At 42.4% G+C, this 14,454-nt stretch carries 13 protein-coding genes; 9 read left to right on the forward strand and 4 right to left on the reverse strand.

Going from position 1 to position 14,454, the window contains the following annotated elements:
• Positions 1–239: 239 nt before the first annotated feature.
• The 5 genes from B7994_RS09780 (at position 240) to B7994_RS09800 (ending at position 5,423) form a co-directional block, all read left to right on the forward strand.
• Entirely contained in the window at positions 240–1,646 is a 1,407-nt protein-coding gene (locus tag B7994_RS09780) for an AAA family ATPase (RefSeq protein WP_088638275.1), read from the forward strand.
• Positions 1,647–1,670: 24 nt separating this feature from the next.
• Positions 1,671–2,351, forward strand: a complete 681-nt coding sequence (locus B7994_RS09785; protein WP_144063834.1) for a hypothetical protein — start codon at positions 1,671–1,673, stop codon at positions 2,349–2,351.
• Positions 2,352–2,444: 93 nt separating this feature from the next.
• On the forward strand, positions 2,445–4,031 hold the full coding sequence (locus tag B7994_RS09790; RefSeq protein ID WP_088638277.1) for a VPA1262 family N-terminal domain-containing protein: 1,587 nt from the start codon (positions 2,445–2,447) through the stop codon (positions 4,029–4,031).
• Positions 4,028–4,867, forward strand: a complete 840-nt coding sequence (locus B7994_RS09795; protein WP_088638278.1) for a hypothetical protein — start codon at positions 4,028–4,030, stop codon at positions 4,865–4,867. The genes B7994_RS09790 and B7994_RS09795 overlap by 4 nt, the downstream gene beginning before the upstream one ends.
• A gap of 94 nt (positions 4,868–4,961) precedes the next feature.
• Positions 4,962–5,423: a hypothetical protein gene (locus B7994_RS09800; RefSeq protein ID WP_144063835.1), complete on the forward strand. Its 462-nt coding sequence runs from the start codon at positions 4,962–4,964 to the stop codon at positions 5,421–5,423.
• A gap of 7 nt (positions 5,424–5,430) precedes the next feature.
• Here B7994_RS09800 and B7994_RS09805 read toward each other — a convergent pair whose 3' ends face one another.
• From B7994_RS09805 to B7994_RS09815, 3 genes are read right to left on the reverse strand one after another with little or no spacing between them, the layout of a single operon-like run.
• A complete protein-coding gene (locus B7994_RS09805) occupies positions 5,431–6,294 on the reverse strand; it encodes a DNA adenine methylase (RefSeq protein ID WP_088638280.1) in 864 nt (287 codons plus the stop codon).
• Positions 6,294–7,574: a hypothetical protein gene (locus B7994_RS09810; RefSeq protein WP_088638281.1), complete on the reverse strand. Its 1,281-nt coding sequence runs from the start codon at positions 7,572–7,574 to the stop codon at positions 6,294–6,296. The genes B7994_RS09805 and B7994_RS09810 overlap by 1 nt, the downstream gene beginning before the upstream one ends.
• Positions 7,575–7,577: 3 nt before the next feature.
• Positions 7,578–9,128, reverse strand: coding sequence for an AAA family ATPase (locus B7994_RS09815; RefSeq protein WP_088638282.1), 1,551 nt, complete (start codon positions 9,126–9,128; stop codon positions 7,578–7,580).
• 421 nt (positions 9,129–9,549) lie between these two features.
• Between B7994_RS09815 and B7994_RS09820 the strand changes: the two genes are divergently transcribed.
• The 4 genes from B7994_RS09820 (at position 9,550) to B7994_RS09835 (ending at position 12,439) form a co-directional block, all read left to right on the forward strand.
• Complete coding sequence (locus B7994_RS09820; protein ID WP_088638283.1) at positions 9,550–9,789, forward strand: hypothetical protein; 240 nt, start codon at positions 9,550–9,552, stop codon at positions 9,787–9,789.
• A gap of 263 nt (positions 9,790–10,052) precedes the next feature.
• A complete protein-coding gene (locus tag B7994_RS09825) occupies positions 10,053–10,376 on the forward strand; it encodes a hypothetical protein (RefSeq protein ID WP_088638284.1) in 324 nt (107 codons plus the stop codon).
• Between the two features lie 74 nt (positions 10,377–10,450).
• On the forward strand, positions 10,451–10,990 hold the full coding sequence (locus B7994_RS09830) for a helix-turn-helix transcriptional regulator (RefSeq protein ID WP_158213130.1): 540 nt from the start codon (positions 10,451–10,453) through the stop codon (positions 10,988–10,990).
• Positions 10,991–11,191: 201 nt separating this feature from the next.
• The gene (locus tag B7994_RS09835) at positions 11,192–12,439 is read left to right on the forward strand and encodes a hypothetical protein (protein WP_144063836.1); all 1,248 of its coding nucleotides are present in this window, start codon (positions 11,192–11,194) and stop codon (positions 12,437–12,439) included.
• Between the two features lie 54 nt (positions 12,440–12,493).
• Here B7994_RS09835 and B7994_RS14110 read toward each other — a convergent pair whose 3' ends face one another.
• On the reverse strand, positions 12,494–14,068 hold the full coding sequence (locus tag B7994_RS14110; protein WP_158213131.1) for a CotH kinase family protein: 1,575 nt from the start codon (positions 14,066–14,068) through the stop codon (positions 12,494–12,496).
• Positions 14,069–14,454: the final 386 nt, after the last annotated feature.

Here is a 14,454-nt window from a genome sequence, read left to right on the forward strand (position 1 = left end):
CGCAATAATTTTTTTTGGCGGAGTTTTACAGAAAATGTAAAATAGGGCGCTGATTTCGGTATGCTGACCACATTCGGGGGAGGTTGCTGTCTGGTTAAAGGTTTTGCCGTTTGGGCAATGAAAAGAGTTGACAAAAGAGAGTTGGCAGGGATAATATGGTATAAGAGCTGTGAGACCCCTTTAATTAGGGATCCCTTCAAAAATTTTTTATTATTATTTGGATTGAAGGAATTTGTAATATGCAGATTAAACTTGATAATGTCGGAATTGTAAAAAACTCGTCGATCGATATTAACGGGTTGACTGTGATTACTGGAGCGAACAACAGTGGAAAGTCCACTGTGGGGAGGGCCGCTTATGCGCTAGTTCGCAGTGTGGAAAACTATGAGTTTAAAGCACTTATTGATAGATTTGACTATGCGGTTGCTCATTTAAAGGAAATTCCTAACTTTTTCCCTATAACTGTAAAAGCTGCATTGAAATCGCTTTCAAAGTCAGACAGGACTCTTAAACCAGTCTTTGTGGACTCTATGTTGTTTAGAGAGTTTGAAGTTTCTGAAATCGATAGTTTCCTTCTTACATTCAAACAGTCTTTGAAATCGCTTGATTTTGATAAAATAAAAGAAGGTAATAGTTTATTTTGGAATTTGCTGGATGATAAAAGTTATACGTCAGAAAAATTTGAAAGTGATAAGGAAAAGTCTTTAGCTTTTATTGATGAGATTATTCGGAAAATCAATGATGATCCCGAATTAGAGAACTATATAAAGGAAGCCGTACGAACACAACTAGACATAGAATTCTCTGGTCAAGTAGCCCCAGTCAAAGATCCTACTTCAAAAGTTTCTATTGAAATAACATCGAATGACCAAAGATGTATGCATGTTGTTTTGCAGGAGGGAAGGTATCCGGAAGGCTTTCGAAAGGTCCTTGATCGGAAGCCTTATTCTAATGTATTTTACATTGACGATCCTTTTGTTGTTGAAGATGATTATCAGTTCTCGAAGTTCGCTCTCTCGGCTCAACAGACTCGATCATTTATTAATTCAAATGTGATACTTCGTCATAGAGATGAACTGCGGTATCACTTGAATAATTTGCAGGAAGTAAATGTTTGGGGGAAAGTGCAGGCAATAGCGAAATTTAGGCAAATTTCGGATCGAATGAATGCTGTGTTGCCGGGAACATTTATTTCAGAAAACAAAGCTAAGTTCTATAAAGGCGATGACGGGGCAAAGCTGGATATCTCTAATTTGGCGACTGGTGCAAAAATGTTTTCGATACTGAAAATGCTCATTATGTCAGGGGATATTACTGAACGGACCCTTTTGATTCTTGATGAACCTGAATGTCATTTGCACCCGGACTGGCAGAATAAGTTTGCCGAGATAGTCGTTCTACTTGTAAAGGAAATCGGATGCCATGTGCTGCTGACAACGCATAGTCAGAACTTCTTATTGGCTTTGGATGCAATGTCTCGTATGTACAAAATCAAGGACCGTGCAAATTTTTATCAAGCGATAAAAAACGATAATTCTTTTGTTAGTTATGTTGATGTTTCGCAGAATTTAAAACCGATTTATGCTGATTTTGTAAAGGGATTTTCTGAAATGAAGAATCTTTACGATAAAATTGTGAACTTGTAACAAATTCGGGAGAGAGGGGGTTTTATGCCTGTTGTATTGTCTAGTTCTGCAGAAGATTATTTAAATTCTTTGTGGGGGAAATATAGAAGCACTGTTGCTGTCATCTCGAAATCAGATGATGGTTCATTTTGTATTGATTCTGATATTGAAGGTTGGAACTTTGATAAGATAAGCGATACCTTTTTTTCAAAGCAACAAGCATACTCTGCTGATGGGATTTTTTTACGCCCTAAAAGAATCTGCTTTGTGGAATTTAAATCTGGTTTTGAGAAACTGGTAAATGAATCTAACTTTAATCCTGCATTGACAATATGCCCCCAAATTAGTGGCCAACCGTGCGAAGATTATGGCAAATTGCTAAAGGAAAGGGATTGGTATAAAAATAAGGAATTGCAGGAAAATATCCAACTTAAAGCGATGGAAAGTTTCCATACGTTTGAAAAATTAATGTGTCCTAATATTGAAGAACAAATAGAGACTACGGCAGAATATTTGTTGGTCTTTTATGCGGTAATTGATGGCGAAAATTCAGAAAATGAAATCTATGAGAAAATAGGTGCGGATATGGGGGGAGTGGATGTCTCCGAAACAAATTATTTCGCAAAATTAAAGTCATGCTTGATTCGTTTTAGAAAGCCCGAATTGTGGTATGATGAAGTTGATGTTTTGAGTGTTGGTCAGTTTTTGAACAAGTTTAGTGCGTAAAAGATATTGAAAAGAGAAATCTCTTCAACAATTCATTAGAAAAACAAATAATATTTATTCAGAAATATTTGAATTTATTTTGGCAGGTATTTTATGGCAAAAAATCAGGTGCTGATACAGTTTGTTCTTTCTGCGAAGAATAATCCAAATAATATGCTTGTGTTTTGGTCGAGCGTACTGGAAACAAATGCTGAAGAAATTGATACAATTTTTTTGAAATCAAATTTTGATGATGTTCCAGTGAATAAAGAGATTAATCTGAGAACAGAATTTAAAATTTTTAATGAAAAATTTGTTTCAGGATATCAAAGAAGAAATCCCGTTTTTCTTTCAATAGATTGTGGCCGTACAAAGGGGTCTCCCTATCATTTTGCTTGCTCTTTTTTAGAAAATTTTTACGATGTCGATTTTCTAAAAAAATATGCCCAATTTCTTCAAAAAATTGAGGAAATTTCGAATTTTTGTTTTTCAGAGTATGATAAATTGCAAATACAGCAAAAAGTGATGTCTGAAATAAAAAAAATAATCGGGTTAGATATTTTAGATCATGGATCGATTCCGGGAAGTATTGCTGTTTATAAAAGGCTGCCTAACTTTTTTCTTAGACATAATTTTAATGCGGATAATGGTAATCGCTATATAAGGTATTTATTTGACAAAGAAGAAGGGTGCTCGTATCTAGTGAATGTTGAAATTCCTGATGATGCCGGCAAGATTCTTTACAAAGAAATTCATAATCTAGAACCGAACCAAAATATTAATCTCCCTGGTTTGGAAGAACTTGAAAATTTTGGTAGGACACATTTTTCTATATATAAAAAAGATTCAGCAGGAAGAACAAGTATTGTTTTTGAGGAGCGAAGTTCTTTAATCAGGTCTATTTCAATAGGAATGAATGTTGGGGGCGGAAATCATAAAATAATTCAAAATAGATTTCTTAGTAAGAAAAGAGACGAGATTGCTTTAAATGATTATTCAAATTTTGTAATTGCTGGAAAGAAGGATGTTTTTGATATTGAACGGGATTATAAGAATGAATTTTGGGGAAAGCAAAAACAGTATCTTGGATCTTTTTTCTTCTCTGATGACGAATCTGGTAGAAGGAATTTCTTGGATTGGGCTAGAAGTGTATTGCAAACAGCAAAAGAAGTATGTATAATTGATCCTTTTTTTGATCTTGATGGGTTGAATGATTTTAATTCATGTGTGACTACATATTTTAACTTGACTATTTTAACAACCGATCCATCTGAGCGTCCAAGCGACTCTGCTTCTAAATCTAAAACGGATCCAAAAGATTTGTTGAATAGCGTTTATCGTTCATTTTCAAATGCTCAAGTGTATTTTCTTAAAAGGGAAAAATTACACGATAGATATCTGATTATTGATAGTGGAAATGAATCTGTTTACTATAGTTTGAGCAATTCATGGAATGGGACTGTTAATAATTACAGCCTTTTTATCCAAGAACTTGAACTTTCGATTGCTTTACAAGTAAAAGACGTTTACGCAAAATACCTCGTAAAAGATTTTTTGCAAAAAAAAGAAACTCCCAAACAAAAGATTGAATATATTGTTCCTTCTTTTTCAAAAGAAGAAATTCAAAAAGATTTTTTTTGGCTAAAAGAATTAAATGAAAAAATTGATAATGAAATTTTTGAAAAAAAATTTATAAGTTGACTCAAGCGGAATATAAAGGATGTGATTTATTTAAGGATGAACCGATATTTCCTTTGTTAACCTCAAAAATAAAATATGTTGATGAATGGAATAGGTTTGTTGAGTCGCTTGTTGTGAAGATTCTTGAGTCACAAAAGGCTATTTTCTCTTCAGAAAAAAGGATGCTACAAGGACTATCGCTAAAAAATATAAGCGACATTGATGAATGTATAAGGCTTGTTTCTGAAAAATATTTTTATGGAGATGTTTCTGTTTGCGACTTGAAAATTGATTACAGTTTTTACATAATTTTGAAAGCTGTTTTTGCAGTGGACCCTGTGGTGGTAATCAATACTCTTGTTGAAAAAGAAAAGGAAATATGCTCCATAGAAGATCATGGTTATTATGTTTCTCAGCATCTTGTTTCCTGTATGATTTCTGGACTTCTATATAATTTTCCAGAGAGAACGCTGCGAGAGTGGATTGAGTTTGCGAATAAAACTCAAGATTGTTATTGTAAAGTGCTTGTTGCACAATGGATTTTACATAAAAAAGATAATCTATCGTTAAAGGAAAGATTGAATCTTTTGTGTGATTTAGAGATTGAACCTGAAAATTTTGTAGTGATTCTTGCGAACTTTTATACGGAACAAAGAATCGTTTGTGAAGATTTGTCGCTGAACCATAAAGACTGTATTGAAAAATTCGTAAATACTCATTTTGCTGGTGATAATAATTGTCTAGTTATTTTTGCAAAGAATGCGTATTTGAGCTCGTACGAAATAGATTTTTATCGGTATGAAAACTTTGTGAAAAAAAATAGTGAAGAGAAACCAACAATATTATTTGAATGTTAATGGAAAATTTAAACCTTTTAAACAAAAAAACTTTCTTGATTCTCGAGACGGTTTCCCGTTTGATAAGTGTTTTTTTGCCTATTCAAGGAAATCAATGAATAGAATTAGAACCGCGATTAATGAGGCTATGGATAGAGCGGAAGAATATTGTAATTCAAAAAAAATAGAAGTTTATCCTAGGTATTTTTTGAATGTGGAATTAGAAAAAATTGGTAATCCGCCGCATGTTTTTACATTTAAAGAACTTGAAAATGTTTTAAAAAAGGGGGACGATAAGAAGAGAAATACGCTGGTTGTTGATGAAAATGGAAATTTTGCTCTTGTCCAAAATGATGCAATGTCATATCCGGTAAGATTTGAAATGTTTTGTTCTGGAAACGGATATGTTGGTGAATCTATTCCACAAGAAGAAATAGAAGAATATTATGGAATGGCGTTGAGTGGTTGGCTGTATTATCTAAAAGAGCGTGAGCCTGTTTTTGTTGATTACCGCATGGATTCTTTAACAAATGAAGAAAAAATCAAGCGAATAAAAAAAATAATAAAAAGTATTTGAAAACTTTTTACTGCAAGACAACAGCATTCTTCAATTTTTTCATGGATTCGGTAAATACAAGATTATCCCTGAATATCAGAATTTCTTTTCCAATCCGGTTAGACGCACTTTGTTGCAGGGAATAAAGAATACTATTCCGGTCTGAATATAAATTCTGAATGAACGCATGGTTATCGTAGGATACCATCCAATTCTTTTTCATTGTCTGAACGAATTTTGCGAGATTTGCGTGATCATCGGCCCGGTAAAAGTTCATGTACAAATTTGGGGCTTTTTGGTAGTAAGGTGGGTCGAGGTATAAAAAGATGTCGCTTTGCATTCGTTCGCGCTTTCTTATGAATGTTAGCGCATCCTCGTTTGAAAGAACAATATTGTCCTTATAATCGTTTAGCCGCTGAATTTTTTTAATTAGCGACTTTCGATTAAATCTGGCATCTATTTTATATGCCCCGGTCTGGTCCAAACCTCCGATTACTCCGCCCTTTATGACTCCAGAAACATTTGTCCTATTTAAAAAGAAAGTTGCTTTAGCAAGATCTTCTGCAGATAGTTTCTCGGAGCTCAAATAGGCGTTGTGAAATTTTTTCCATGACGAAACCGTTAATGGGACCTTTGCGATCCATTTGCACATTTCGTCAGAATGTTCTAATGCGTATTTCCAGAATGAAAAGATTGCCTTGTCAAGATCGTTGATGTAAATCTTCTTTACAAGCCCTTTATACAAAAGTGCAAGTGCTAACCCTGCGCCACCAGCAAAGGGCTCGGCATATGCCGCCCCAATCATTCCATTCTCTTCTAGGAATGATTCCAAAAAAGGGTAAATGAGAGATTTCCCCCCGGGATATCGGAGTGGCGAAACGGCTCTTTCCATTATGCGTCTCCTAATCCGTGTGAAATTTTCAGCATTTTTGCAACCAATATGGAAAGAATCATTGTTTGCTCCATGTTGCATGCCGCTTGATAGTTGTGTGCTCCTGTTTGCAACAACTGGACCATCTTTCGTGATTCTCCAACGAGATTAGATAAAGTTGTTTTTTGATCTTGGGTTAAACATTTTTTTGCGGAATCGTAGTAATCTTCCACATATTGATCGATTTTCCATTCTGGGTTCAAATTTTTTGCTGCCGTTTCTGTTAGCAGCCTTAATGACATACGAATTAGTGCTGGAAAGGAGTTCGACAGGTGAGATTGGCTGCTTTGTCTATTTTTCCAAAACCAAAACAATTCGACAATATCTCGATATAGGTCATTTACTGGGCCTGCTTTTAGAGATAGTTTCTCTCCAAAAATGGTTTCATCATTTTTGGGGACGGTCCTTTTAGTGAAGCGTGGTGCCGGTTTGCTAGGCAAAACCTGCTTGGACTTCTCGGCGTGCTCAATCAGATGGGGCTTTATATTTTTATCGGCTTCGATTAACTGTTTGATGCTTGAGTCGAGAACATCAAATACCTGCCCGCGGCTGTTTCTGGTGGATAGGTCTCTGTTCCTGATTTTTTCTACAATGTTGTTGATGATCTTTAAATTGTCTTCGTTGGAGTGTTTGGAGTGTAACATTCCATCTTCAACTGAAAAACCAAGGGCTTTCAGATTTGTTTCCGTGAAGATTTCTTTTTTGACAAAATTTTGGTTGAGTTCTTCATTAGCGGATATTACGCCAAGCGCATCTTCTACAAGCAGGAATGGTGACTTGGGCGTCTGAGGGAAATACTTGCGTTCGAATTTTTCTCGCTCTAGTTCATCCCAAGAGCCTGCTAAACTGTGCTTTCTTAATATCCTCTGTATTGCTGTTTCTTCGGAGCAGACTGCGCAAGGCATGGTTTCCGGAAAATCAGGGATATCCAAATCCATTGTTTGGAGGTGGTTCACATATCCGAGTTTTATCTTGGCTAAAGCAATACGTCTGTTGCCGTCATATACAACAGGTTTTCCGTTCTTGTAAACAACGGTTGGCAATTCGCTGTAATCGTAGAAATCTCCCATAGTCGATACGAACTTATGCAGATTCCATTTCCCACGGGGGTCTGCATATGCTCGTTCCACAACTTCTTGGTCAGTTGCAGATTCGTCAATAGGATCACGAGGGTTCTCGGTCCAGAGGACCAAGTCCTTTACCGGAATATCAACGATTGTTTGGGTATGGAATTCGTCCACTTGCTACTTTTCCCATTTTTTTATTAACTCTTCAAATTTAACAATAAAATCTTCTTTGGCTCCTGGATTTGCTTCACACCATGCAGTAATGGCCCTTGTTGCGTTTCTCCCCCAATGATGCAACTGTGAATTAAACCATTCTTTTGCTTTTTCACGATTCTCCATTATTTCATCGTATTGGTAATCTCTAAATGCAACCTGCTTGGTATAGTTGTTCCCGCATTTTTCCCAAAATGGATTGTCGTCAGGTAAATCCTTCAAATATTTTGCAAGAAGCCGTTCTGGCGAAATGTCGCCAGGCAATACCAAATAGTTTTTTAAGGTTTTTGATAGTTTCTCAACATCGTGTCTAGCATCTCCATCCAAAATTATGATAGAGTTTGGGAAGACGAAAGGAGGTATTTTTTGTTTTGTAAGTTGAATTAGGGAGGCGCAACCTATGTTGCAGTCTACGATTTTTAATGTCTTTGTTCTTGTTTGTCCCAATAGAACTTTTAACCAGCACCTTCCTTCGCCATCTTCAGAAAAGGTCATTATACGGGATTCCGTTTTCTTCGTTGACATAGCAAATAATTTGTCCATAATATTCTCGTAAGAAATATTTTCTATACATTTTATGGTTTGGTTTATTTTTTCAAGGTAAACAAGCTTAATGTCTTTTGCTACTTTATTTTCTTCAATTGTAGAGCATATATGCTTCAGCATTGAAAGAGAATGTGTGGTGAAAAAAAATTGAATGTCATATTTGCTGGCGTATGTACGCAACACTTCGATTAACTTTTCCTGTGAAGCGGGATACAAAGTTGCGTCTAATTCGTCAACAGCAAGTATTCCTCCGGTATATGCTGTTCCATATTTTTCTTTTAATCTTTTAAATGAAATAAGGGCCAAAATTATTTTTCCAATGTCGTCTTGACCTGCAGAATTCATCTTCCAGTCGTAGAATTCTGTATTTGCACTTAGAGTATTTTTATTTTGACTTTCTAGATGTGATATCTTTGTTATGGGCACATCTGGAATTATGAGAATTTTGTTATGCAATTTTTGATATAGTTTCTCTTCGCTTTCGGTTAGCTTTACTGAATTGGACGAATCGGAAATTGCTTCGTCTTCACCTATTGGTAACAAGCGGGAGAGACTTAAATATATAACTGGCTTCGGAATGTATCCAGATCCTTTTTTTCGTGAACTTTTCTCTTTTTTCCAAAAACGGATGTGGTTTTTTCTGTCATCATTCGATTTTATGCTCTCTACGGTGAATGTCTTCCCACCGTCATATGTTAAAGTCCATTCATGTTCTTTGGGCTTGTCAAATTTCTCAGAAAGTTTGAATTTTTCCGAAAAAGAGGATTTGTAATTCCCCCCACATAAGGGTTTTTCGTTAGATAAAGGATTTTTCTTGTCTGTTATGGCGAATGGTTGGGTGAGCATACCCAAAAGAGTCGTTTTTTGAGTTCCATTTTGGCCTGCGATGACTGTCAAATTTTCACCCAGTTCAAAACCGACTTGATGAAATCCACGAAATTTTGCTATATCAATCCTCTCAATGGACATGCTGTACTCCTATTTTTATTCTGAAATTAACTAGATTGACTTTGTTATGCAATAGCAACAAATGTCCGAAGATAAATTAATAATTCTTGAATGTCAAATGGTGACATTTTTGAAAAAAAATTGATTTTGCAAACAATAGTTACCTGCTTTAGTCATTCAACCATTTACGAACATACAGCTTGCTTCCTGCGTCCTGCGTTAGGCCAATAGCCACTTGCGGCAATGTTTCTTGTTGCCCGCATCTGCGTTAGGGATGGAAGCCCGAAGGGCCGGGAGGGCCGCCCGTACCTTGCGCTCGGCCCTCTAGGCGGGGGAACCGTGGGGTTACGCCACGGTTCCGTGCCGCGAGAGCCCGCCCCTGCGCAGCAGGGAACGCCATTGCGAAAGTGAAAATAATTTACTCTATTTGTGCGTATGATGTATGTGGTCGTTCTTCTTCGCAGTATATATGATTTTGTTGGTGTGGGGGGAGTTCCCGGACTTCCTGCCGGGTCTCAGGGAGTCCATCCTCCGCAGCCAGCGCGAAGGCTCCCTGAGGTTCGTTGAGAACCTGAAGGGCGTCGACCGGGATAGGGTCCTGTGTATCCTGCGGGGGAAGCCCAATCCCTCCGCCGAGGAACGCGAGATCGCGGAGAAAGTTTTCCAAAGAGCATATATTTAAGAAGAAGGATATGGGGAGATGGCGGATGCTCTGCCGTTAGGGAAGGATGCCCGGCCTTGCCGGGGAACGCCCTAAATTCAACAATGTCAGCCGCGCCGCGAGTAGCAAGTTGAGATTTTTGGTGGTTTTTAAGGAAAAAAGAAAAAAAATATTCTAAAATGGAATAATTGCATTGAAATTTGACCAAAATTTTTATATATTATTCTGAAATGGAATAAATGCGTTTTGGTTAAAGGACTGAAAATGAAATAATAGGAGTCGTTATGCCGCAAGCAATGCAGCCGTGGGAATACAATATTGCCCCGTGCTATTCAAAATCCACCGCTGAAAAAATTTCAAATAAACACACGCAGGAATTCCAAAACGTATTCAAGAATCTGGATACTTACAAAAAAACGCTAGATGCTGGAGTTCCTTTAGAACAGGCAAAAAGAACGCTCCCGTTTGTTCATAACGAACAAAAAGGATTGCTTGCCATAGATCAACGGCCGCCTAAAGGAGGTGTTCAACTTCGGTTGTACATTTATCCGCAAGAGCAAACTCGAATGATTCATCTAACGTCAATTGGCGATAAACAATCGCAATAAAAAGACATAAAGATCGGACATCAGTTCATCCAAACGCTATGAAACAACTTGCAACCCACCCTCAGGAGATCAACATGGACCAGAGATTATCGACCATATCAGATTTAATGAACGAAATGGGAGTTGAAAAAGAGACTGCAAAACAAGTAACGGAAAACATCAAAAATTACAGTATTAGCCAAAATCTGACAATTCTCCGAGCCAGGGCGAATTTTTCGCAATCCGAAATGGCGAAGAAGATGAAGACCTCGCAATCTTTCATTTCTAAACTTGAAAGCGCTAGCAACGATCAAATCAAAGTTGACGATATGTGCGCATTCCTTGCCGCACTCGGTTACGAGACAACCATAACCATTTCCAAACCACAAAATATTGCTCAGAAAATTAAGGCGAGTTATTGCCAGTTAGTCGATTTGGTGAAAGAACTGCAAAAGTATGCCGTCAACGACGAAGCGATTCTTGAAGGTATAGCGGGATTTGAAACCGAGGCTGCCAGAAATGTTTTGGACTTGGCGTCAATGCTTATTGAAAGTTCTTCTGCAAAACTCGATAAAATCCATCCGCGTCAGGAACCTCGGATTATTCTTCAAAATGAGAATGTGAATAGGCCCTAGCAATAAGCAATATCCCGATTCTGACGGGAGTGGCGGCATCTTAATGCGCGTGAATGCCGGACTCACACAGGCTCATTTTGCCCCCCCCCCCTTTCTCCGTTTTATAGATAGGGGGTCTTTTTTTGTAAATAAAAATGAATGTTACTTTATACGAAATTAATTTATATTAAATAGTGTTGGGATGAAAAATGGAGGATACTTATGAGATTTAGGGCTATGTTCGGCTCCGAGGAGCCTGTATACACTCTGGAGGCCTTCTATATCGAAGGCGGCGTGATTCGCATGCAGCTGTGCAATGTGAGCAGGTACGTCGCGCTCTACCCGCTTGAATACCGATCGCTCCTCCGGAGGTTCAACGTGAGGGCGGTGGGCGAGTACGCCATGAACCGGGTGCTGGAGTTTTCTGTTAGCGAGGACGCCCTCGACGGCCTGTGGGAGGTGCGGGAGATCCCGTACACGGAGCGGGCGCACCGTGCCCTGATGCGGTACTCGTTCCTCTTTTTCGGGTCGCCCGCGGGAATCATGAACGGGTACGACCATCCGGACGCCCGGCTCTACACGCGCGAACTCACGCTGATAAGGCGGACGGCCCTGATGCGGGCCGGGGCCCCGAGGCAGAGCCTGAGCTTTATGCCGCAATATAGCGCGCATGTGGATGTCGGCCAGGGCAACTGCAGCTTCGTGTTCGATAGCAGCAACGCGATCGGAATCGACTGCTCGAACAGGGAAGTGGCCTACCTGCGGAACCCGACGGATTACCAGCCCAAGATCGACAACACCATTAACCGTATGCGGCTGCTCCAGGGGCGAACGGATGTCCCCTTCGTGCTGAACGCCTTCGTGTTGACCCACGCGCACTACGACCACTATTCGGGTGTCTTCGAGCAGATAAGGCGCGGCTACATAAATACCCAGACGGATTTCTACGTGAATCTCGGTTACCAGAGCCAGAGCGCGTACTACAACAACTTGCTCCGGTTCCTGATCAACAACGGGTTCAACGTCATCGACGCGAACGCCCAGGTCGCAACGCCTGCGCTGACGTTCCTGGCTCCCCGGGCGCCGGCCGTGACCAGGGGCAACGCCAACGAGTACTCGGTAGTCTCGAGGGTGGCTACACCCGTGGGCGACTTTGTTTTCCCGGGGGATATGGTCGCGGCGGGGTGGCAGCGGCTGGCGCCGTGGGCGTCGGTTGTGCAGAATGCGAGGTATTACGCGGCGTCGCATCACGGGAGCGTGACGGGGATTCTGCCGGGGTTCTTCCCGCGCGCGCCGCTCGGCGTCGTGCTGATGGTCCGCGATGGGGCGTACCACAACGTGCCCGATCCGGGCACGTTTACCCCGGCTTTCTGCGCGGCCAACAATGTCGTGGACACGACTGCCCTGGGAATGCAGAACCTTAATTGCTACATGATAAACCTGTCCACGGGCGCCGTGACAAGGTGGTAGGTTTTGGCGGGTTGCTTGTCGCAGGTGGGTTGCCGCCGGCTGCCGCGGGGTGAGTCATTCGCCGGGGAGGACCTGCTGGTCGATCCAGGCGCTGCGCCTCTGGATCCATGCCTTTAGTTCGTCGATGGCGTCGGCGTACGTGGTGGTGAGCACGTCCCACCTTCGGTAGTTGTTGCCGGCGGCCATGGCGAGCGCGCTGCTGTACACGTCGATGGTGTCGAGCACTGCCGCGAACTGATGGCGGTTTTGTGCCCAGAAGTTGTTCAGCCGCGACACGAAGGAGGAATCCTTGAACAGGAAGTGGTTCCAGAGGAGGTCGCGCGCGAGCCAGCCTTCGGGCGTGTTCAGCGAGTCGATCTTGTGCCCGCCGAAGGCGAGGTCGAAATCCCACACGGGCCCCATGCGGATGGGCCCGTTCTCTATCCACGAGAAGTAGATGCTGGAGTAGAAGGCGGCGTCGTTGTTGCGCGAGAATTCCTGAATCCAGAAGTGCTTGATGTAGTCGTCGACGGCGAGCCATTTTTCCAGGCCGACGGAGTCGCTAGTTTGTCTGTTAACGAGGTAGCTTTCGAAGTTGTCGATTTGCTTGGAGAACGCGGCGATGACGGAATCGCTGGCGTTCTTGGGCGAGTGGATGCGGATGGGCATCTCGAGGCTGGTGGTGACGAACGGGTCGTCGTCTTTGTGATTGAAGTCGAGCTCGGCCAGGTACGAGTTGCCCTCCTTGGGGATGTTGACGCGGTTCTCGTCGATCTTGATGGTTTCGGTGAGCTGGTACACGCCGTAGTAGGACTTGTTGATGTAGAGCTCCACGAAGGCGTTACGCGGGGTGTAGTAGAGGCCGAGCGCGGAGGAGAGCTTGAACATCAGGAAGTTCTTGAGCATGCTCTTGTCGGCGTAGTTGGCGATGAGGGCCCAGTCCCTGTTGGCGGGCATGTCGAGGATGGGTTGCTTTTGGGCGAACTCGATCTTGTAGCTTTTTTTGGGCATGTCCCAGGAGGAATTGCCGCGCCCTCGGATGGTGAGGGCGGTGATGTCGCCTTCGGGGGCGGTGGCGCCCCAGATTTGCGCGCGCGCGGGGACTTCGGTTTCGCAGTCGGCGATGGCTCGGTGATTCGCTGTCTCGATGACGAGGCGCGGGAGGCCTGCGTAGGGGTAGTTTGTGTCGTCGAGGGGGATGTAGTCGAGTTCGGGGTGCTCGTAGGGGGATGTGGGCTCGCCGTTGCTGCAGGCGATGAAGAGCGCCGGCAGGAGGAAGGCGAGCGCGGGGAGCGCACGCGTTAGTGCTGGCGCGGATAAAGCCGCGCCGGGGCGGCGCGCTATTGCTGGCGCGGGGATGCTTATTGCTGGCGCAGGGATGCTTATTGCTGGCGCAGAGATGCTTGTTGCTGGCGCAGGGATGCTTATTGCTGGCGCGGGGATGCTTATTGCTGGCGCGGGGATGCTTATTGCTGGCGCAGGGATGCCTATTGCTGGCGCGGGGATGCTTATTGCTGGCGCAGGGATGCTTATTGCTGGCGCAGATATGCCCCGCAGGGTGGGCATGCGCGAGAATAGCGGCGCGCATAGCGCGCCGAGAATGCGCGCTGGAGCCAGGATGCGGGTGAATATGTGGCGTGCCGCGGTCATATACAGGCTAAAAATAAGTAAAAGTTGGCAAAAGTGGAGTGGCGCGGCACAAACGTTAGGTGATTGCTTGTGAATGAGGGGCGAATGCTCGCTAACGGGTGGTAGAAGCTGGCGAACGGGTGGTGGATGCACGTGGACAAGTGATAAATGCCCGCGAACAAGTGATAAATGCCCGCGAACAAGTGTCGGGCGGGCGCTGGTGCTATTGTTTGAGCTGTTTAATGATGGTTTTGTTGTGTTTTTGGCGGCTTTTGGGTGGGTGCGACAGACTAAATGCGTGGGGGTGGCGATTTAGTCCGTAAAATTTTGACCGCTGGTGCGCCGCGGGGGTGCTTTTTGGCGATGCTTTACGGACTAAAGTGGAGGGGGTCATGATTTAGTCCGTA

The organism is Fibrobacter sp. UWR2, from assembly GCF_002210285.1.
Classification (GTDB): domain Bacteria; phylum Fibrobacterota; class Fibrobacteria; order Fibrobacterales; family Fibrobacteraceae; genus Fibrobacter.

Bases quoted from the DNA above. Each gene is read 5' to 3' on its own strand.
- B7994_RS09780 (WP_088638275.1), top strand. From the start codon at position 240: ATGCAGATTAAACTTGATAATGTCGGAATTGTAAAAAACTCGTCGATC.
- B7994_RS09785 (WP_144063834.1), top strand. From the start codon at position 1,671: ATGCCTGTTGTATTGTCTAGTTCTGCAGAAGATTATTTAAATTCTTTG.
- B7994_RS09790 (WP_088638277.1), top strand. From the start codon at position 2,445: ATGGCAAAAAATCAGGTGCTGATACAGTTTGTTCTTTCTGCGAAGAAT.
- B7994_RS09800 (WP_144063835.1), top strand. From the start codon at position 4,962: ATGAATAGAATTAGAACCGCGATTAATGAGGCTATGGATAGAGCGGAA.
- B7994_RS09805 (WP_088638280.1), bottom strand. From the start codon at position 6,294: ATGGAAAGAGCCGTTTCGCCACTCCGATATCCCGGGGGGAAATCTCTC.
- B7994_RS09815 (WP_088638282.1), bottom strand. From the start codon at position 9,128: ATGTCCATTGAGAGGATTGATATAGCAAAATTTCGTGGATTTCATCAA.
- B7994_RS09820 (WP_088638283.1), top strand. From the start codon at position 9,550: ATGTGGTCGTTCTTCTTCGCAGTATATATGATTTTGTTGGTGTGGGGG.
- B7994_RS09825 (WP_088638284.1), top strand. From the start codon at position 10,053: ATGCCGCAAGCAATGCAGCCGTGGGAATACAATATTGCCCCGTGCTAT.
- B7994_RS09830 (WP_158213130.1), top strand. From the start codon at position 10,451: ATGGACCAGAGATTATCGACCATATCAGATTTAATGAACGAAATGGGA.
- B7994_RS09835 (WP_144063836.1), top strand. From the start codon at position 11,192: ATGAGATTTAGGGCTATGTTCGGCTCCGAGGAGCCTGTATACACTCTG.
- B7994_RS14110 (WP_158213131.1), bottom strand. From the start codon at position 14,068: ATGACCGCGGCACGCCACATATTCACCCGCATCCTGGCTCCAGCGCGC.